The sequence below is a fragment of the Candidatus Nebulibacter yamunensis genome (assembly GCF_024208055.1).
In the GTDB taxonomy this organism is placed as follows: Bacteria; Pseudomonadota; Gammaproteobacteria; order Francisellales; family Francisellaceae; genus Caedibacter; species Caedibacter lacustris.
This window is the reverse complement of the sequence record NZ_JAMBMW010000015.1, coordinates 1-20315: the sequence shown is the minus strand read 5'-3', so window position 1 is coordinate 20315 and position 20315 is coordinate 1. Positions and strand designations below refer to the sequence as shown.

The 20315-nt window shown below is 36.4% G+C and carries 19 protein-coding genes and 2 tRNA genes; 6 read left to right on the top strand and 15 right to left on the bottom strand.

Annotation, left to right across the window (positions count from 1 at the left end):
• Nucleotides 1–36: 36 nt before the first annotated feature.
• The 4 genes from M1V25_RS07350 to M1V25_RS07335 all read right to left on the bottom strand — a co-directional run bounded on the left by M1V25_RS07350 (nt 37) and on the right by M1V25_RS07335 (nt 1816).
• Complete coding sequence (locus tag M1V25_RS07350) at nt 37–462, bottom strand: phosphoenolpyruvate carboxykinase (ATP) (RefSeq protein WP_157966613.1); 426 nt, start codon at nt 460–462, stop codon at nt 37–39.
• Nucleotides 446–907 (bottom strand): PTS sugar transporter subunit IIA, encoded by a 462-nt coding sequence (locus M1V25_RS07345; RefSeq protein WP_498842874.1) that lies wholly within the window; start codon nt 905–907, stop codon nt 446–448. Before M1V25_RS07345 ends, M1V25_RS07350 begins: the two co-directional genes overlap by 17 nt.
• Nucleotides 908–946: 39 nt before the next feature.
• Nucleotides 947–1303: a ribosome hibernation-promoting factor, HPF/YfiA family gene (gene hpf, locus M1V25_RS07340; RefSeq protein ID WP_498842873.1), complete on the bottom strand. Its 357-nt coding sequence runs from the start codon at nt 1301–1303 to the stop codon at nt 947–949.
• Between the two features lie 165 nt (nt 1304–1468).
• Nucleotides 1469–1816 (bottom strand): hypothetical protein, encoded by a 348-nt coding sequence (locus tag M1V25_RS07335; protein ID WP_498842872.1) that lies wholly within the window; start codon nt 1814–1816, stop codon nt 1469–1471.
• Nucleotides 1817–2106: 290 nt separating this feature from the next.
• On the opposite strand from M1V25_RS07335, the gene M1V25_RS07330 reads away from it, so the two are divergent.
• From M1V25_RS07330 to M1V25_RS07320, 3 genes are all read left to right on the top strand, one after another.
• A tRNA-Arg gene (locus M1V25_RS07330) sits at nt 2107–2183 on the top strand.
• Nucleotides 2184–2190: 7 nt separating this feature from the next.
• Nucleotides 2191–2265, top strand: a tRNA-Gly gene (locus tag M1V25_RS07325).
• Between the two features lie 257 nt (nt 2266–2522).
• Entirely contained in the window at nt 2523–3884 is a 1362-nt protein-coding gene (locus M1V25_RS07320) for an MBL fold metallo-hydrolase RNA specificity domain-containing protein (RefSeq protein ID WP_498842871.1), read from the top strand.
• Nucleotides 3885–4006: 122 nt separating this feature from the next.
• Here M1V25_RS07320 and M1V25_RS07315 read toward each other — a convergent pair whose 3' ends face one another.
• Both M1V25_RS07315 and greA read right to left on the bottom strand, forming a co-directional pair.
• Nucleotides 4007–4891: a DMT family transporter gene (locus tag M1V25_RS07315; RefSeq protein ID WP_116964049.1), complete on the bottom strand. Its 885-nt coding sequence runs from the start codon at nt 4889–4891 to the stop codon at nt 4007–4009.
• Between the two features lie 21 nt (nt 4892–4912).
• A complete protein-coding gene (greA, locus tag M1V25_RS07310; RefSeq protein ID WP_116964050.1) occupies nt 4913–5392 on the bottom strand; it encodes a transcription elongation factor GreA in 480 nt (159 codons plus the stop codon).
• A 478-nt stretch (nt 5393–5870) separates the two neighbouring features.
• Here greA and M1V25_RS07305 point away from each other — a divergent pair, with 478 nt between their 5' ends.
• Genes M1V25_RS07305 through M1V25_RS07295 form a run of 3 tightly spaced genes read left to right on the top strand, consistent with a single transcriptional unit; the run spans nt 5871 to nt 9782 of the window.
• Complete coding sequence (locus tag M1V25_RS07305; RefSeq protein WP_498842870.1) at nt 5871–7388, top strand: class I adenylate-forming enzyme family protein; 1518 nt, start codon at nt 5871–5873, stop codon at nt 7386–7388.
• Nucleotides 7357–9186: a chorismate-binding protein gene (locus M1V25_RS07300; RefSeq protein WP_498842869.1), complete on the top strand. Its 1830-nt coding sequence runs from the start codon at nt 7357–7359 to the stop codon at nt 9184–9186. The genes M1V25_RS07305 and M1V25_RS07300 overlap by 32 nt, the downstream gene beginning before the upstream one ends.
• An 8-nt stretch (nt 9187–9194) precedes the next feature.
• Nucleotides 9195–9782: an anthranilate synthase component II gene (locus tag M1V25_RS07295; protein WP_116964053.1), complete on the top strand. Its 588-nt coding sequence runs from the start codon at nt 9195–9197 to the stop codon at nt 9780–9782.
• Here M1V25_RS07295 and mutY read toward each other — a convergent pair.
• From mutY to M1V25_RS07250, 9 genes are all read right to left on the bottom strand, one after another.
• The gene (mutY, locus tag M1V25_RS07290) at nt 9748–10791 is read right to left on the bottom strand and encodes an A/G-specific adenine glycosylase (RefSeq protein WP_157966614.1); all 1044 of its coding nucleotides are present in this window, start codon (nt 10789–10791) and stop codon (nt 9748–9750) included. The two genes, M1V25_RS07295 and mutY, sit on opposite strands and share 35 nt — an antisense overlap.
• A complete protein-coding gene (locus M1V25_RS07285; RefSeq protein ID WP_116964055.1) occupies nt 10784–11317 on the bottom strand; it encodes an adenine phosphoribosyltransferase in 534 nt (177 codons plus the stop codon). Before M1V25_RS07285 ends, mutY begins: the two co-directional genes overlap by 8 nt.
• A gap of 253 nt (nt 11318–11570) precedes the next feature.
• On the bottom strand, nt 11571–13070 hold the full coding sequence (gene odhB / locus M1V25_RS07280) for a 2-oxoglutarate dehydrogenase complex dihydrolipoyllysine-residue succinyltransferase (RefSeq protein ID WP_498842868.1): 1500 nt from the start codon (nt 13068–13070) through the stop codon (nt 11571–11573).
• A gap of 51 nt (nt 13071–13121) precedes the next feature.
• Nucleotides 13122–15986, bottom strand: a complete 2865-nt coding sequence (locus M1V25_RS07275; protein WP_498842867.1) for a 2-oxoglutarate dehydrogenase E1 component — start codon at nt 15984–15986, stop codon at nt 13122–13124.
• Between the two features lie 68 nt (nt 15987–16054).
• Entirely contained in the window at nt 16055–16759 is a 705-nt protein-coding gene (locus M1V25_RS07270) for a succinate dehydrogenase iron-sulfur subunit (RefSeq protein WP_498842866.1), read from the bottom strand.
• A gap of 10 nt (nt 16760–16769) precedes the next feature.
• Nucleotides 16770–18557: a succinate dehydrogenase flavoprotein subunit gene (gene sdhA / locus M1V25_RS07265; RefSeq protein WP_116964059.1), complete on the bottom strand. Its 1788-nt coding sequence runs from the start codon at nt 18555–18557 to the stop codon at nt 16770–16772.
• Nucleotides 18558–18569: 12 nt separating this feature from the next.
• Nucleotides 18570–18911: a succinate dehydrogenase, hydrophobic membrane anchor protein gene (sdhD, locus tag M1V25_RS07260; protein ID WP_116964060.1), complete on the bottom strand. Its 342-nt coding sequence runs from the start codon at nt 18909–18911 to the stop codon at nt 18570–18572.
• Nucleotides 18899–19288 (bottom strand): succinate dehydrogenase, cytochrome b556 subunit, encoded by a 390-nt coding sequence (sdhC, locus tag M1V25_RS07255; protein WP_116964061.1) that lies wholly within the window; start codon nt 19286–19288, stop codon nt 18899–18901. The genes sdhD and sdhC overlap by 13 nt, the downstream gene beginning before the upstream one ends.
• Before the next feature lie 284 nt (nt 19289–19572).
• Nucleotides 19573–20315: hypothetical protein (locus tag M1V25_RS07250; RefSeq protein ID WP_498842865.1), on the bottom strand; the 743-nt coding region annotated here is incomplete at its 5' end.

Here is a 20315-nt window from a genome sequence, read left to right as displayed (position 1 = left end):
ATTTTTAATCTCGTCAGTTTAGCAAATCTTTTATCTCTACCCTAATAAATTTTGCAATTCTTGGTAACACATCTGCCAACTTTTTTTATATACATCAATATCAATGACATCACACGCCAATAAATTGGCGCGTTTTATGTAGGTCTCTAGTTGCTGCTTTTCATATAAATATACTACATGTGTGATATATGCTGATGCTTGAGTTTGTTTGACTATACAAAATCCTTTATCATGAATGTGAAGTTTCCCCTGATAAGCCCTATTATATAAAGAACCAAGCCAGATTGTCTCTATTTTTTCCACTACAACCAAATCGTCTGCTACTAATGAAAAACCATAATTTGTAACCAAATAATGACTAAAACTAGATTTACCGATATTAGACTCGCCAATAATCAGCAAACCAAGTTTATTCATATTTGCAACTAAATTTGCATGCCAGTACTCAAGTTTTTTGTTCATCTTTAAAAAATATTTGATAAAGTTCTTCATTCGAGCTTGCTGCGTGAATACTATCAAGCACACCTGGAGACTTTAAAAATTTAACGAGTTCAGCTATAAATTGAATATGTACATCACTTACATTTTTAGGGAAAATCACTGCAATGAAGACACATACTTTTTGTTCAGCTGTGTCATACTCAATTGATTCGTTTAATGTTAGTACGGCCAAACGGGTTATCGTCAAGCCATCAACTCGACAATGCGGAACCACCACACCTTTCCCAATTGCAGTACTGCCAATGCGCTCACGTTCAAACAGTTTTTGATAAAGTAAGTCTGAACTGATATTTAGTTCTTCATCTTGTAACAATTGGCTTAAAACTTCAAAAATACGTTTTTGGCTTTGTAAACTTGCTTTATTGATTATGCGTGAAGGAGAAATAAAGGCAGATAAAAAATTCATATATTTTGAGTTTATTTATTATAAAGAGTCAGTATTCTATCAGCGTTCTTCATCAACATCTACTGCTTCGTTAGACTCTATTAAAGCTTCAGCTTCTGGACGCTCAGCACAATGCTCTTTTAATTTTTGCTTATGCTTTCTGACTTGTGCATCTAGTTTATCTTGTAACATATCAACAGTTGCATACATATCCTGTGAATCCGACTTCGCCACAAACTCATTCCCTGGCACATTAATTACAGCTTCTGCCATCTGCTTACCTTTCTCAACTGAAAGAATCACTCTTACTGCAATAATATTATCAAAATGATTATTTAGCTTACTTAGCTTGTCCTCTACATATCGTTTTAAAGATGGGGTAATTTCTAAATGACGACCAGTAATTTGAATTTGCATAGTGCAGTCCTCCATTATGTAGCCACTTTCTCGTGGGGTTGTAAAATTCTAGTACTTAAAAGATAGCCCTTATTTGCGATAATTACCAGCAAGTTCAGCACAAAATTACTGATTATTTCTTTAGTGGCATTCCTTTATTTTTTTGAACATCAAGATCCTTTATTTTTACTCCTTATTTTGATTTATTCTAAAATAATCATCACCTTGTCGTGCTACTTCTTTAGTGTTTTCCCAACATTCAGCAGTAACATCTTTTACTTTCTGCCAAGTTTTTTGTGTATACTCTCCTGTTTGATTTAGGACATCCTTTGTGACTTGCTTCCCTGAATGAACTACATCCAAAACATCCTGTTTAAACAATTCCCAATTGCTATTAAACTCACAATGACTTGTTTGCGCAGAACAACTGTGTACAACTTTTGTTTCTTGCTGTTGTTTATCTTTTTTATCATTAGTAAAACCAATATTGGATAACAACACACTAGCCCACAAAAGAACAATTATTTTTTTCATAATTCACACATATTGTATTTTAAGGAAACCAAAATAAATAAACTCGTTGCCTATACTAACGAAAAATCTTTTATACAGCAATAATCTCTCTACCGACAACACAAGATGTTTAATGTGGAAATATTGATAAATGTGCAAACGATATACTCCACTTTAAACAATATTGATCACTCTGAAACCACTCTTGATTTTTTTCTTTATTTTCCATTTTATTCCTATTTTGTCGTTGACAGCAAGTCAACAAAGCTCTATTATTCACTTCGTTTTCAAGGTCCTTGAAAACACTCTACGCACCCGTAGCTCAGTTGGATAGAGTACCTGGCTACGAACCAGGCGGTCGGAGGTTCGAATCCTTCCGGGTGCGCCATTTTCAAGCGGGAATAGCTCAGTGGTAGAGCACAACCTTGCCAAGGTTGGGGTCGCGAGTTCGAACCTCGTTTCCCGCTCCATTTTTAACATAATTCAAAAAATATACCTATCTATACAGCTCACTACTGATAGTGGAAAGTTTAAAAACTGGGATATCAAACAGAAGCTTAGACATGAATGTTTTATGACAAAAACCACTGAGAACTTCTTTGTAAAGAATACCTCTAAAAATCATTCTCAATAAGCATTTTTAATTTCTGCCTACCTATAAGGCTTTTATAGACATATCATACAATCTATACTTTAATTGATAAAAACAATCAATAAAGTGTCACATATGAAAATAAAGTTCTTAGGAGCAGCCAAAACCGTAACAGGATCTAAATACTTAGTAACAGTTGATACTAATCGCTATTTGATCGACTGTGGATTATTTCAAGGTAACCATGATCTACGAAGAAGAAACTGGAATCCTTTACCAGTAAATCCTAAAGAAATTGATAGTGTTTTATTAACTCATGCTCATATTGATCACTCGGGATATTTGCCATTGTTGGTCAAAAATGGCTTTAAAGGAAAAATATATGCAACAGAAGCAAGCTACGAGCTGTGCAAAATTTTATTGCCTGATAGTGCACATTTACAAGAAGAAGAAGCTACTTTTGCTAATAAATATCACTCATCAAAACATTCTCCAGCCTTACCTCTTTACAACGTTGTAGAAGCATATAAGACACTTAACCATTTTAAAGTGATACCGTTTGCACAGGATATTGTCTTAAACAAACATGTACACGTTACTTGGCATCCTGCTGGTCATATTTTAGGTGCAGCATTTCTAGAGTTACGACTGCATGGTCAAAGAATTATATTTAGTGGTGATTTAGGACGTGATAATGATCCTATAATGTACCCACCAAAATTACCACCAAATAATATTGACTATCTTATTATTGAATCAACTTATGGTAATCGTGAGCATAAAAAAATTGATCCTCAAACAGAATTAAGCAAGATTATTAATGATACTATAGCTAATGAAGGTGTAATCGTGATTCCTGCTTTTGCAGTTGGGCGAATACAAAGCGTGCTCTATTATTTGTATATGTTAAGAAACAGTAAACAAATCCCTGATATACCTATTTACCTTGATAGCCCAATGGGTATTTACTCTACCAATCTTTTGTGTCACTTTACACATGAACATAGATTAAGCCCTGATATATGCCAAAATATTGCTAATATGGTTATCTACACACCAACCCCGGATGAATCAAAGGAAATAAATCGCAGTAAAGGGTCTAAAATCATTATTTCAGCTGGCGGCATGGTCAACGGAGGTCGAGTATTACATCATATAAAATACTATGCCCCCGATTCTAAAAATGCCATTTTACTAACCGGTTTCCAAGCTCCTGGTACACGTGGACAAATCATTGAATCTGGTCATGGTAACACTAAAATTTTTAACGAAGTTATCCCAGTACGTGCTAAAATTCACAGTATTTCTAACATGTCTGCACACGTCGATTATATAGAAATGTTGCACTGGTTGAGTCACACTAATCAGGCACCTAAAAAGACTTTCATCACACATGGTGAAAGTTTTGCAGCAGAAGCACTTAAACGAACAATTGAATCCAAACTTAACTGGAACTGTATCATTCCTGATTACTTAGATGAATATGAAATAAAGTAATATCCACATACTAATGCTCGATTCCTTACATCACTCCTAATAAAACTAGTTAAATAACAATCAAAAGACATATCAATTACTATATTTGATTATCGATCATGACGCATTTAAGGAATGAAACACTAACACCTTATTTTTCCGCACCAAAACCGAATAAGTGGTTCAATCGTAATTGACAGCAAAATAAGTACACACGCCAATATCATATTCAAAGTAATATGATCATTCATAATAATCACCCCTAAGATACTGCCAAACAATGGAACAAGATAGTTTGACAAAGAACAAAAACCTACACCTGCTCGCTTGATTAGACTAACATACAACACATAAACAATCCCAGAACAAAAAATACCTAACAACAATGAAGCAATAAATGGGTAAAATGAAAAACTCAATTGATTAAGGGAACCATTGCCTAAGTTGATCGCAAACATGATTATCGTGCCGATAAAAAACGCATCTCTTGAAAGTAAAAAGGAATCTTCATGTGACAGACTCCTAATGATGATAAGTGCACTAGCAAAAGATAAAGCACCCACTAAAATTGCAAGCTCAGGCAATATTGCTAAAGACATACCATATTTGATTAAATCCGGAATAAATAATACTATAAGACCTATAAATCCAACCATCATGGCTATGAATTTAGTCGCCGTTGCACGCTCGATTCCTGTGAGGAGGATCAAGATAATCGTAAAAAATGGAATTGTTCCCATTAAAATAGACGCCATACTTCCAGAAACAAACTGTTGTCCCCACATTACTAAGGTAAAAGGAATAACGATTTCCAGCACACCAATCACAATCACCTTAAGCCAAACTATCATGGATCGAGTATGACGTTTTCGTTTTGTCAGCACACAAAAAACAATTAAAAATAAGGCAGCATAGAGTGTTCTAAACAATGCCAACTGTTCGGGAGTATAAATTGATAAAGAAAAATCAATTAGTACAAATTGTGCCCCCCAAATTAACCCAATAAAGAATAAGAGTAGATAATTCATAATTTTTAAAAGCTTTGACGATTAGCGGTACTCAACAGCAAGGATTTCGTACTCAACCATGCCAGCTGGAGTTGTCACGTTTGCCTCATCACCTTCTACCTTACCAATAAGTGCCCTGGCAAGTGGCGAACTAAAGGAAATTTTATTTTGTCTGATGTCTGCTTCGTCTTCGCCAACAATTTGATAAGTGGTTTCTACATCATTTTCAAGATTTAATAAGGTTACCGTAGCACCAAATATCACTTTACCTGTATTATTCATCTTCAAAACATCAATCACTTGGGCATTACTGAGCTTAGCTTCTAATTCTTGAATTCGCCCCTCAATAAAGCTTTGTTGTTCCCGTGCAGCATGGTACTCGGCATTTTCTTTCAAATCACCATGCTCACGTGCCTCAGCAATTGCTGCAATTACATTTGGCCTTTGCACACCTTTTAAATTTTGTAGTTCAAGTTTCAAAGCGGCTTCGCCATTTACTGTCATTGGAATTCTTTTAGACATTACGCTTCCTTATACTTAATTTTAATTGTCATAACGCTACTTAATATCTATCACAACCTATTTTTAAACTTTCTCATCTTGCCAGTATACACTTTACACTTCCATGACCACAAAAGTTGGTCGTTATTGCAAATGAAAGCGGACTTTCATAGGGAGTGGTTTGCAAATGGTATATTACGAAAAGCAAAATAAAAACGCCCAATGTAAAACATCAGGCATTTATATTACTAGACCAACGATTATACCTAAGCTATGCTTTTTTGCAATTTTCTTTGCCTAGATACAACAATTCTAATTTTGAATATATAAATATCTCGTATCTCATTTAGCTATGCATAACTTATTAGACAGACTTAAACATGATTCGTAAGAGATCTGTTACGAAAAGCAAAATAGTCATAAATATTATTAAGTAACATTGTCACTACCTATACTTTCACTTAAAATAGCGCCAACCATACCCTTTTGGGAAGAGTATATGTTAGAACAGTCTGAAATACAGTGTATTGAGCATTTTTTTGACTACTTACAACGTATTGGAAACCACTATGCCTTTATCTACAATAATGAAGCTTATCGCTATCAAATGCTGCATGATAATGCACTTAAAATAAGTAATTGGCTAATACAACAAAACTGCCATAGGCTTATGTTTTCAATTAGCAATTCACCTTTTTCAGTTGGATTATTTTTGGCTTCTTGGTTAAATGCAATTGAATGCTTCCCAGTTAATCCTCGCTTTATTTCAAATGAACTTCTTGGACTAGTTAAACGTGCTAAACCAAATTTACTAATCATTGAATCGCAACAAAACTCAGATATCCTGACCGCATATTGCCAAACTGAACGTATTAAACTCTATGTCGTTGATGCACCAATGAATTTTTTAAACACAATTACTGGCACTCCAACTACAAAAAGAGCAGTAAACCCAATCCAACACAAAAAAGAAGGTATTACCTATCACATAAGCTCAGGCACAGGAGGACATTATAATTTTCATGGTCATTACACCTCACAAATCTTAGCTTATGCCTACCAACGCCAATTTGATTATGGGCTTAAAAAAGGTGATTTGTCACTGGTACACCTATCATTTAACCACGCATATGCTTTTTCTTATCAACTATTACCAAATATAGCACTTGGTAACAGTATGATTTTAGCACCAAGCTTTAATGCGAAAACCGCACTTCACTACATCAAACACTATGAAGTATCGGCTTTAGCGCTACTACCTACAATGTATTACCAACTATGTCAACAAGTCAAACAGAAAAGCTTAACCAATCACCATTTAAGACACCTTAGCGTTGCAGGCGATCAACCCAATCCAATGCTCTTTCAACTGGTAAAAGACACATTTGATCAACCTTTATTAAATGGCTTAGGAATGACTGAAGTCTATGGTTATGCTCAAAACATTAGCAAGACGAATGAACATAATAAAATTAAACTTTTTGATGACGTAAAAATAAAAATTCAATCACTTAAATCTCAGCAAGCTTACCCTTTAGAGCTTAAAAATACACCTTTCCCAATTGGAGAGATTTATATTCAAACACCAATACAGCCTATCTCTCATCAAGGAGTATGGCTCCCCACGGGAGATTATGGCTATGTAGATAATGAACATAACCTTTATTTTCTTGGTCGAATAAAAGATATTATTATCAAAGGCGGCTCGAATATTGCACCACTTGAGTTAGAACATTATCTCTATCAAATACCTCAAATCAAGCAGGCCGCTGTTGTGGGTCAGAAAAACGCTATTTGGGGGGAGCTTATCTGCGCTTGCCTGGTTTTAAAAGAAAATACCATATTAACGCTAGAACAAGTCAATCAATTTCTAAGCCAATACCTTGCACAATACAAGCATATTGATAAACTCTTTTACTATTCACAACTACCTATCAATATCACCGGAAAAATCGATCGCTATCGCCTTGTACGAGACATCAATAATGAAACAACTACCAAAATTTGCCTGCCTTGAAAATACACTTGATTCAAGCAAGCCAAGCTTCTACTTTGACAGCCCCGTTGATGAAATCTCATGTATTACCCCTATAAACATCAAAAGTGCATTGGATCAATTAGAGTCCCTACAGCAGCAAGGCTTATATCTTGTTGGGTATGTCAGTTATGAGGCAGCTTACTACCTCAATTCTGACTTTACATCTATGCAAGACCAAGATGCTTCATTTTGTACCCCTTTAATACATTTTGTAGCTTTTAAAAATTGCCAACTTCAATCATCTCAAAAGCAAAGTACATATTCAGTATTTCCTGCAATTGATATGATTCACGATTGTTTATCTTATAAGCAATACATGAAAGACTTTGCAGTCATTCAAAAAGCGCTCTTAGATGGTGAAAGTTATCAGATTAATTATACCAAACGTGTACAGCTTAGAAGTCCTCTTTCTGTTTTTGAACTTTATCAACAATTAAAGGCACAACAACCCGTTCAATATAGTGCTTTTTTACCTTTTTCACCTGTGACTGTTTTATCTTTTTCACCTGAATTATTTTTTAAAAAAACAGCTAACCTCATAACAGTTAAGCCAATGAAAGGCACATCTGCTCGTTTTGATGATCCCGTGTTAGATCAAAATTCCTATACATTCTTAAAAAATGACTCTAAAAATAAAGCAGAGAATTTAATCATTATTGATTTGCTTCGCAATGATTTAGCTCGTTTTTGTGAAACAGGAAGTATCGAGGTCATTGATGCCTTTGATATTGAAACTTATAAAAGCGTTTATCAAATGACCTCTACCTTATCCGCAAAACTTGTACCTGAAACTTCATTTTCTCACATCCTGAAAAACTTATTTCCTTGCGGCTCTATTACTGGGGCTCCTAAAAAGCGTACAATGGAATTCATCAAAAATTTAGAACCTGCTCGCAATCTTTACACTGGTTGTATTGGTTATATCCTACCAAATAATGATATGTGTTTTAACGTTGCGATTCGTACTTTAAGCCAAAAACCAAATAACCTCTTTGAATGTGGCGTAGGTGGTGGCTTTACTATTCAATCTACTTGTGATGACGAGTGGCAAGAAATGCTTACAAAACTTACCTTTTTAAAACGCTGCTATCAACCTAGCTTTAACTTAATTGAAACCCTGTTGTATGATAGAAAAGGCTTTACTTCTTTAGACTTACATTTACAAAGGCTTATATATTCAGCACAGTGCTTACACTTTACCCTCAACCCAATGGATATTGAATCTGACCTTTTAAACTATGCCTTACAATATTTAAAAAATCAAAATAATAAAACCTATAAGGTAAGAGTAGAAGTAGATTATAAAGGTGGTTATAAAATTAGCCATCAAACTATTACCATACCTACCGAAAACACGGCTATAACAATCTATATTTGCCCTGAAAAAATTGAATCCTCTCATCCATTATGGTTACATAAAACCACTGATAAAAGTACGCGTGGTTTTTATGAAACTATGCACAATAAATATTTAAATGGGGCAGAAGGTGCTGAGCTCATTTACATAAATGAAAAAGGTCACATCACAGAAGCTCGCTTTTACAACATTATTGTTGAGATCAATCATACACTTTTTACACCATCGCTTAGTGATGGTTTACTACCTGGTATCGCACGCTCTAAGATTATTAATAATGGTGTTATTGAGCGATCCATAACGCCAGATGAGCTAACAACAGCAACGGCCATTTATTTAATTAACGATATACGCGGCAAAATACCGGTAACTTTAGCGCAAACCAAACTACCAATATTACTTAATACTCACAAAAAGTAAGGTTTAATATGTTATTGTTTATTGATCACTACGATTCGTTTTCACACATCCTAATGGACTATTTTAAACGTCTTAGACAAGAAATTAGGCATATCAAAACAGACGAAGTTTCATCCAAATTTAAAATCAACTCATTTAAATACATTGTGATTGGACCAGGACCTGGTCACCCTAATGAATTGTTACATTTATACCCAATTATCCGTGAAGCAATCAATTTGAAAATACCTTTGTTAGGTGTATGTTTGGGGCATCAACTTCTTGCTCAATACTTTGGCGCTAAAGTCATTCACGCCAAACAAATTATGCACGGGCAATGCTCTGAAATTACGCATGATAACGATGAACTCTATAGAAATCTACCTAATAAAATATTGGTTACACGCTATCATTCCCTTATCGTTGCACATAATAGTTTACCACACACACTCAAAGGCATTGCTTATAGTCAAGATCATGAGCTTATGGCGTTTTGTCATAAGTCTTACCCAATTTATGGCATTCAATACCACCCTGAAGCATATCTGACCGAATACGGTTTAAAGCTGTTACAAAACTTTCTTAGCATTCATCATATCCCTTTTGATCAGAAATAATTAAATGTCTTGCCAATGGTGCCGGTAGCGCATACTGCTTAATTGCGTTTTTATGCACCCAAATGCCCTGATGATTTATACAAGTCTTTTCATTTACCGCATGAACTTTAATATCATAATTTAATTCAAAATGGGTAAAGATATGCCTTTGATCTTGGCATAGCATATGGGTATATTCTCCCAAATATAAATCTTCATCGGGCAATACATAAAGTCCTCCCCATATCCCTTTATTTGGTTTTTTAATGAGTAACAACTCATCTTGATAACAATACAAATAAAAACGCTTAGACCTTACAGGTTTTACTTTTTGTGGCTTTTTAACAGGATAATTCTTAACAACTTGGTTATTGTAAGCCAGGCACATATCATTTAATGGGCATTGAATACATTTTGGTCTTGTTCTAGTACAAAGTGCAGCACCAAAATCCATTTGCACTTGCGTATAAGCTTGAGTATTTTCTATTGGCATGAGTTTATTTGCCAATTGCCATAAATACCTTTCCATACTTTTGTCATTTGGATGTACGCCAAGTTGAAATAGCCTTGCAAACACGCGCTTAACGTTTCCATCTAGAATTGGAGTGGGCTTGCTAAAAGCGATTGATAATATCGCATGTGCCGTTGAACGACCAATCCCTGGTAATGCCATTAATGTATCTACATCGTGTGGTAGCTTCCCTTGATGGAAATCACGCATGATTTGTGCAGCCTTATGCAAATTCCTTGCTCTGGCATAGTAACCAAGTCCTGCCCAATACTGCATAACCTTATCTTGTTGCTCATTAGCAAGTGTTATAATATCGGGAAAAACCTCAATAAATTTTAAAAAATAAGGAATAACTGTTTTAACTTGGGTTTGCTGAAGCATAATTTCAGATAACCAAACGTGATAAGGGCTAAAATCTCCTTGCCAGGGAAGGTTATGACGACCATATTTTTGATACCAGGTAAGGAGTGATTTTTGATAATAAGAAATATTAAAGTGAACATTAATTTCATTAGTCATACTGAATAAGTGACTCAACTGCAATATCTTTAGGCATTTTAGCTCGCCCATTTAAACCCAATAGCTCAATAACAAATATAGAACCTAAAACATTTGCACCTGCTTTGTTCACCAACTCAACACAAGCAGAAGCCGTACCTCCTGTTGCCAATAAATCATCAACTAGTAATACTTGATCCTCTTTATTAAAAGCATCTTGATGCACTTCAAGTGTGTCAAAGCCATATTCAAGCTCATATTGACACTTATACACTGCTCTTGGCAACTTACCTTGTTTACGAATAGGTATAAAACCAATCGATAGATACTTTGCTAACCCCACTCCAAAGATAAAGCCTCGGCTTTCAGGTCCCGCAATTAGCGTAGGTCTATGAGGTAAATTTTCTATACGGTCAGCCATAAGCTTAGCAGTTAAACGTAACCCTTTCGGATCAGCTAATAAGGGAGTAATATCACGAAACAAAATCCCAGGTTTTGGAAAGTTTGGCACAGATTGGATCAACGATTGTAAAATTTGCACACTCATGAATCAGGAATTTATTACAAATAAAAATTGTTACTAATAGTATCATGATGATCAATGACTTTCTAGCGAACCATTCTTAGAACTTACCGTAAAATCGTTCTTTTGATTAAATACTACGTTAAACTTAAATGAACCCACATTTATAGTATGGGGAATTTGCTAGATTAGAAATCGCATTTAAGCGTAAGTTTGATATAGATTGGTAGATGACGCAATCGAAAAATTAATACTAGGCTCCATTAAATGTGAATAATTAGATTTCTAGTAACATCCTTGCTGGATCTTCGATCAACTCTTTGATTGTTTTTAAGAATTTAACAGATACACTACCATCAATAATCCTATGGTCATAGGAAAGTGCTAAATACATAATAGGACGGATAACGATTTCACCATTGATAACAACTGGTCGCTCAATAATATTATGCATACCTAAAATCGCACTTTGTGGCGCATTGATAATTGGCGTCGATAGCATTGAACCATAGGTGCCACCATTGGTAATAGTGAAAGTTCCTCCTTGCATTTCTTCTAACGAAAGCTTACCATCACGTGCTTTAATCGCTTTTTCAACAATTTCGGTTTCAATCTTAGCAAAAGACTTCTGATTGGTATTGCGAATAACAGGAACAACCAAGCCGCGCTCTGAACCGACAGCGACACCAATATCAAAATAACCATGGTAAACGATATCACTGCCATCAATAGAAGCATTAACCTCAGGAAAACGCTTTAAAGCTTCCGTTGCTGCTTTCAAGAAAAATGACATAAATCCAAGCTTGGCATCATGTGTTTTTAGAAACAAATCCTTGTATTGTGACCTTAAATCCATCACTGGTTTCATATCTACTTCATTAAACGTCGTTAAAATTGCATTACTATGCTGCACATCAACCAAACGTTTAGCAATCGTTTGACGAAGACGAGTCATCCGTACACGTTTATCAGGTCGATCAGATGTAAATTCAATTGAAGGTAAAGAAGATATAGAAGCTTGTAATGGTTTTGATACTGGTACATTGATTACGTCTTGCTTGGTAATACGACCATTTTTACCACTACCTTGTACATTTGCCAAATCAACATCATTTACCTTAACCGCACGGCGTACTGAGGGCGATAAATTATCGTTGGTTTGCTGTACGTTAGCAGATTGTTGATCTACCACTAAAGCAGAACTTACATTCGATGAAACGCTACCTGCTGTAATCTCTGCAACTGCTTCAGCACTTAATACTGCATCACCCTCTGCTTTTAACCTTTTAGTTAACACACCTGATGCAGAAGCAGGGACTTCCATCATTACTTTATCCGTTTCAATTTCAACAATTGTTTCACCTTCTTCAACACGATCACCTGGCTTCTTATGCCAAGTTGCTACAGTACCTTCTGCTATTGATTCTGGAAAAGTGGGAGCATGAATAATTTCAGTAGTACCTTTCAGTTGAGTACTTGCTGCTGAAGCTGTATTTCCTTTTGCACTTGAAGGTTCTTTTACTGTTGACATTTGTTGTGTTTCATTTTCGGAAATAGTGCCAATGATTTCTTCAGAAACAACATTATCACCTTCACCCTTCTTCACTTGCCCCATGATACCTGCATTCATCGCTGGCACTTCCATAACGACTTTATCGGTTTCAATTTCAGCTAATACATCACCTTCTTCAACACGATCACCTGGCTTTTTATGCCAAGTTGCTACAGTACCTTCTGCTATTGACTCCGGAAAAACAGGAACTTTTATATCTGCCATTTTTTCTACCCTTTTATCTTTTTTACTAAATCTATAAATAAAAATCTTGTCTTATGCACTATTGTTTTCATCAAGTTTTAATGCTTTGCCAATCAGCTTATCCTGCTGTATATGAAACAAAGCTGGATAACCAACAGCAGGCGCTGCTGCTGCTTTTCTGCCAACATAATTTAAGCTCTGCCCCTTGACCAACACTCTTCTTAATTCATGTTGAATCATCCACCATGCACCTTGATTTTCAGGCTCTTCTTGTACCCAAACAATATCACTAACATGCTGATATGCAGCAAGCACTGCCTCTAAATCTTGCTGTGGGAAAGGGTAAAGTTGTTCTATACGAATAATAGCAATGTCTTCAATCGCTTTTTCACGACGCTTAGATAACAAATCATAATATACTTTGCCAGAACATAAAATCACACGTGTTATTTTTTCTGCTTTGATGTCATCGGTTTCATGAATCACATTATAAAAATGTCCATCTGCCAAATCTTCCAGACTTGAAAAGACAAGCGGATGGCGCAATAAACTCTTAGGTGACATCACAATAAGTGGTTTTCGATAAGCTCTTAGCATTTGTCTACGCAACATATGAAAAAGTTGTGCAGGCGTTGTTGGCACACAAATTTGCATATTATCATTTGCACAAAGCTGTAAAAAACGCTCTAGTCTAGCAGATGAGTGCTCCGCACCTTGACCTTCTTGACCATGTGGTAATAACATGACAAGTCCTGATAAAATACCCCATTTTTCTTCTGCTGCCGCAATAAATTGATCAATCACCACCTGAGCCGTATTGGCAAAATCACCAAATTGTGCTTCCCAAATTACCAAACTTTCTGGTGCTGAACAACTATAGCCATAATCAAAACCAAGTACCGCATATTCAGATAGTACTGAATCAATAATATGACACTGTACTTCAGGGTTAATGTGCTGCAACGGTATGTAATCAGGTAAATTGACATTATTATAATCATAGTTATGTAATACAGCATGGCGATGTGAGAAAGTACCACGTCCACAATCCTCACCTGATAAGCGTATACTATAACCCTCTACCAACAACGTGGCATAGGCAAGATTTTCAGCGAATCCCCAATTTGCTGTGCTTTCACCAGCAGCCATTTTGACTCGATCCTCAATTGTCTTTTTTACTTGTGGCTGCAAGATTAAGCCTTCTGGTAAATGATTGAGTTTATTCGCCAATTCAATCAACTTCTCCTTATCAAAACGCGTATCCACCCTTTGATCCCATTTTTGATTAAGATAAGGACGCCAATTTACAATACACTTAGTACTGCGTTGTTGTTGAGTCGTAATGACATCGGCAACAACTTGTTTATTTTGCAATTTATCTCTATAGGCTTTTGCCATTACATCGGCTTGTTCTTGAGAAACTACACCTTCTTTTTCTAACTTTTCAGCATAGATAGCACGAGTTGTTGGTAACTTTTTAATGATACTATACATCTTTGGCTGCGTACCGGACGGCTCATCGGCTTCATTGTGACCATGACGACGATAGCACACTAAATCAATCACAATATCTTTGTTAAACATCATACGATAATCCATAGCAAGCCCTGCTACACGAACAACTGCTTCAGGATCATCAGCATTAACATGCAACACAGGTGCTTCGACCATTTTTGCAATATCAGTACAATATAAACTACTTCTATTATCTTCTTTTTTATCTGTTGTAAAACCAACTTGGTTGTTGATCACAATATGAATAGTACCTCCGGTTCCATAGTACCTTGTTTGTGACAAAGAAAAAGTTTCCATTATCACTCCTTGACCACAGAAAGCAGAGTCGCCATGAATTAAAATGGGAACTACTTTGCTAGGTGCTTCACCATGCTCAAAACAATCTTGTTTCGCTCTAACAGCACCTTCTACAACAGGATCAACCGTCTCTAAATGTGATGGGTTAAAGGCAAGTGCTAAACGCACAGTTTCTTTTGGTGTCTTATGCCACGAAGCAAAGCCTAAGTGATATTTTACATCCCCTGACAAGAATTTTTTATCTTGCTCACCTTCAAACTCTTTAAATAAATTTTCGGGTGATTTACCCATGATATTGACAAGTACATTCAAGCGCCCACGATGCGCCATTCCCATACCTACCTCTTCCACACTCGCCTCACCTGCCTTATTGATAATCTCATTTAATGCAGGAATCATCGACTCTCCACCTTCAAGTGAGAAGCGCTTTTGACCAACATATTTCATGCCAAGATATTTTTCTAATCCTTCAGCAGCTGTTAAACGCTCTAAAAGCCACTCTTTACGTTCTTTAGATAAATTTGGCGCTACCTTTTCTACCCGCTGACGAAACCACATCTTTTCCGCCATGTTGCTTAAGTGCATAAATTCATAACCAACGCTATCGGCATAAACTTGCTTAAGTTTAGCGATAATGTCTTTTAACAACATCGGTTTATAATCAGAAAAAATCCCAACGTTAAAACTTTCGTTTAAATTCTCTTTATTTAAGCCATGAAATTCAAGGTCAAGCTCTGGTGTAACCTCAGGTAACTTAATGCCAAGTGGATCAAGATTAGCAATCTTATGACCAACACTACGATACATATAAACCAAATCCATGACGGGTGAAATTTTATCCCCACCATCTGGATAATTGCTAGAGTCGACAATTATGCCTTGTGGCGTTGAAACAGCAAACCGAAATGGATTTTTGCTCAACGCAATAAAATCTTCTCTAATCTGCGCATGCGATACATCATGTTGATTATTGCGTATACCATCAAAATATTGACGCCAACTGCTATCAACTAAATTAGGATCTTTTAAATAGTCTTCATAAATTGCATCTAGATAAGCACTGCTACTACCTGAAAGTTGTGAACTTTCCAACCATAAAGACATTGAGTCTTGTGTTTCACTCATAGTTTTACTCTTAACCTTCTTTGACCAAAATAAAAAAGCACTTACTTCATTTCAGCGCTCAACTAAATTTATAAACTATTTTTCAACATCATTGATCTAAGTTTACCGATAGCTTTTGTTGGATTTAAGCCTTTAGGACAAACACTCACACAATTCATAATCGTACGACACCTAAAGACACTAAATGGATCTTGCAATGCTTCTAAGCGCTCTTTCGTTGCACCATCTCGTGAATCAATCACAAAACGATAAGCCTGTAACAATCCAGATGGTCCAATAAATTTATCAGGGTTCCACCAAAAAGATGGGCAAGAAGTTGTACAACAAGCACATAAGATACACTCATATAGTCCATCGAGTTTAGCTCGATCTTCTGGTGACTGTAAGCGTTCTTTAACAGGATTATCCCCTTCAGCTGGAATTAAATAAGGTTTGACCTTCTCATAGTTCTTATAAAATTGATCCATATTAACGATCAAGTCACGAATAACAGGTAAGCCAGGTAAGGGCTGCAACTTAATTGGCTGACTTAATTCACCAATTGAGGTAATACAAGCCAATCGGTTTTTACCATTAATACTCATGCCATCTGAACCACAAACGCCTTCACGACAAGAACGACGCACCGCTAACGTTGGATCTTGCTGCTTAATCAGCTCAATAGCAGTTAAAACTTTTGTACCTTCATTTTCGACTGTAACGGTATAATCTTGATAGTAAGGTTTTTTATCCACTTCAGGATTATAGCGATAAACTTTAAACTGAACTTTCACCGATATCTCCTTAGTAGCTTCTGACTTTTGGTTGGAATGGGTCTAATTTTAATGGCTGCATATTTACATCACGTGTAGAGAATCTATCCCCTTCTAGGAAATATAAGCTATGTTTTAACCAGCTCTCATCGTCACGCTTAGGATAGTCTTCACGCGAGTGTGCGCCACGCGATTCTTTACGCTGTAATGCAAGCACTGCCGTTGCCATCGCAGTTTCCATTAAATTATCCAGTTCAAGTGCTTCAATTCGAGCGGTATTAAAAACGTGCGAATGATCCACTAAAGATGCTTTTTGTACACGCCCACGCAATGATTTTAAACGCTCTAAACCTTCTTGCATTTGATGTTCTGTTCTGAATACTGAGAAATCAATTTGCATTGCTTTTTGAAGCTCTGCTCTTAAAGTAGCAACACTTTCACCACCTTTATTGTTTTCCCAACGTTGATAACGCGCTATCGCTGTATCAATTGCTTTATCAGTTACCTCTCGTTGCTGCATCCCTGCACGCAACACTCCTTCCGCGTGCATACCAGCAGCTCGACCAAACACAACCAAATCAAGCAATGAGTTTGAACCCAAACGGTTTGCACCATGCACAGATACAGATGCACATTCACCTACTGCATATAAACCTTCAATAACAATATCCTCACCATTTTTATTTTGTGTAATTGCCTGACCATATTTGTTGGTCGGAATACCACCCATCATATAATGGCAAGTCGGGACAACAGGAATGGGTGCTTTTAATGGGTCAACGCCTGCAAAAGTCATTGCCAATTCACGAATGCCTGGCAAGCGTTCTTTAATTACATTTTCATCCAAATGTGTTAAATCTAAATTAACGCAATCAACACCAGCGAATTTCAAACCACGACCTTCATTAATTTCTTGTTGAGACGCACGAGATACTACATCACGCGATGCTAGATCCTTGGCATTAGGCGCATAACGCTCCATAAAACGCTCACCATTTTTATTACGTAAAATTCCACCTTCACCACGACAGCCTTCAGTTACTAAAACTCCGGCACCTGCAATACCCGTTGGATGGAATTGCCAAAACTCCATATCCTGTAGTGGGAAGCCAGCACGAAGTGCCATCCCAATCCCATCACCCGTATTGATGTGAGCATTAGTACTTGATTCATAAATGCGCCCAGCACCACCTGTTGCCAAAATCGTCACTTTAGACTGGAAGAATACAATTTCACTATTTTCCATATTAAGCGCAATTACACCTGCTATCGCATTTTCAGACGATTTAACAAGATCAATCGCATACCATTCATTAAAAAACTTGGTTTCATGTTTTAAATTACCTTGGTAAAGTGTATGCAATAGTGCATGCCCTGTTCTATCAGAGGCCGCACAGGTTCTTTTTGCAATATTGCCCACATTATAATTACGCGACATTCCACCAAAGGCACGTTGGTAAATCTTGCCATTTTCTAAACGTGAAAATGGCATCCCCATATGCTCAAGCTCGATAATAGCTTGTGGCGCATTTTCACACATAAACTCAATAGCTTCTTGATCACCAATATAGTCAGAACCTTTAACGGTATCATAAGTATGCCATTTCCAATCATCAGATGGTAAATCATCATCAAATTCAACGTTTCCTAAAGCTGCGGCAATTCCGCCTTGAGCCGATACCGTATGCGATCTTGTTGGAAATACTTTTGATATCGCTGCGGTTTTAAATCCAGATTGTGATAATTGAAACGCTGCTTGCATGCCAGCACCTCCGGCACCTACAACGATTGCATCAAATTGTTGTACTGCTATTTTCATTACTTATGCCCCTTAAAATAAAATACAGATAAGCCAAATAAAGCAGGTAAAATATCCTACAATCGCTGCAACTTGCAAAATACCCGCAAACCAAGCACATTTTACATAGTCAGTAAAGATTGTCCACATCCCAATCCAGGCATGTGCAATCAGCGCTAAAAATGCAAGTAATGTAAAGACTTTAACCCAAGTATTCTGGAAAATCGCCATCCACGTATGATAAGAACCATCACCTGAAAGGCATAAAACAACAACTACAATAAAAATTGCATAAAGCATGATAATAATCGCGCTAATACGTTGTAAAAACCAATCCTTTAAACCTGAACGTGTACAACAAGTTACATTAGCCATATCCAAATCCCCCACAAAATTGTTACAAGCGAACCTAAAACAAGTACCATAATCGATGTTACTTTTGCACAGCACATTTCTTCACCAAATCCTAGGTCCATAATCAAATGACGGATCCCCGCAATCACGTGGTAAGACACAGCTGACAAAAAAATCCATACCACAATACTCCAAGGAGAATGGATCAATAGATTTTGAACGTAGTAAAAATCTCCACCACATCTCATTGACAAGCTAAATGCCCACAATAAAAATGGCAATAACACAACCATTAGCACACCTGTAATACGATGTAAAATGGAGCTTATCGCCGTAATAGGGAAAGAATAGGATTTAATTGAGCCAAGTCCTATATTTCGTGGTCCTTGATCTTTCATTTTTATCTCCTGCATATCAAGAAAACTAAGTGGTTATCACAAAATATCGTGTATTCTAGCATAAATAAAATCAAGCGCCACAGCGAAGAAGCAAGCAAATAAAATTAATCTCATACACAAAAGAAAACTCAATCGCGCATCTAAACAAAAATGGTGTATTGTATAGCCTAAATCAGCACACTAAAGATGGTTTTTTGATATTACATCAAATAGGAACAATAAATTAATCGCTTTAAAACTATGAAGATAAAATAAAAGCTTTAATTTTACACTTAACTACCCCCTTATACCCTATTTTTACTATTTACAGAATTGTCAGTAACGCTTTTGTCATTATTTTTACCATTGTCGGCAAGTTTTAATAAGCTTGCTTTAGCTAGCTCAATTTGATAACGATGCTTAGCTTCACTATAGGTAGTTAGATCACCTTGTTGAGCAGGTTCAGCTTGTCCAAAAATCTTGGCTTTAAGTCGTGCCAACAGATTTAGCTTTTCTGGATATATAAGCTTAGATGCAGATATGTCATTGTTTGCAGCCTCTTGAGTTTTATTATCTTGTGCTCCATCTTTAGTCTTTTCAGCTTCTTCCATAAAGCGATCTGCTACGACTACATCCTGCTCTTTTAGATGGTTATATACTTGGGTAATATACTCCACGTTAATTTGTGGCTCCGATAGAATAGTTCGAATAATCTCAATTTGGTGTGCATTGTCACTATCAAGGATCATCTGTGAAAGAATTTGGGCAATTTCAATAGAGGATAGGTTTGAGTCCATCGTTTGTTGTACAATGCCTTTAACAACAAAGGAGACTTGGTCAGAGTCACTTGCTACACTTACCATTCCAGCAGCAATTTTACCTATACTTTTTGTCGACAATTGTGCCTCGATTGCTTGCTGTATAGTACTCTTGATTACAATGTTATTATTAACATCTAGCCCTTTTTCTATTTCCTGTCTTACCAAATTCATTGCAATATTAGAGAGTTTATCAACAGATTCACCCGCATTTAACGCCTGTTTAAATT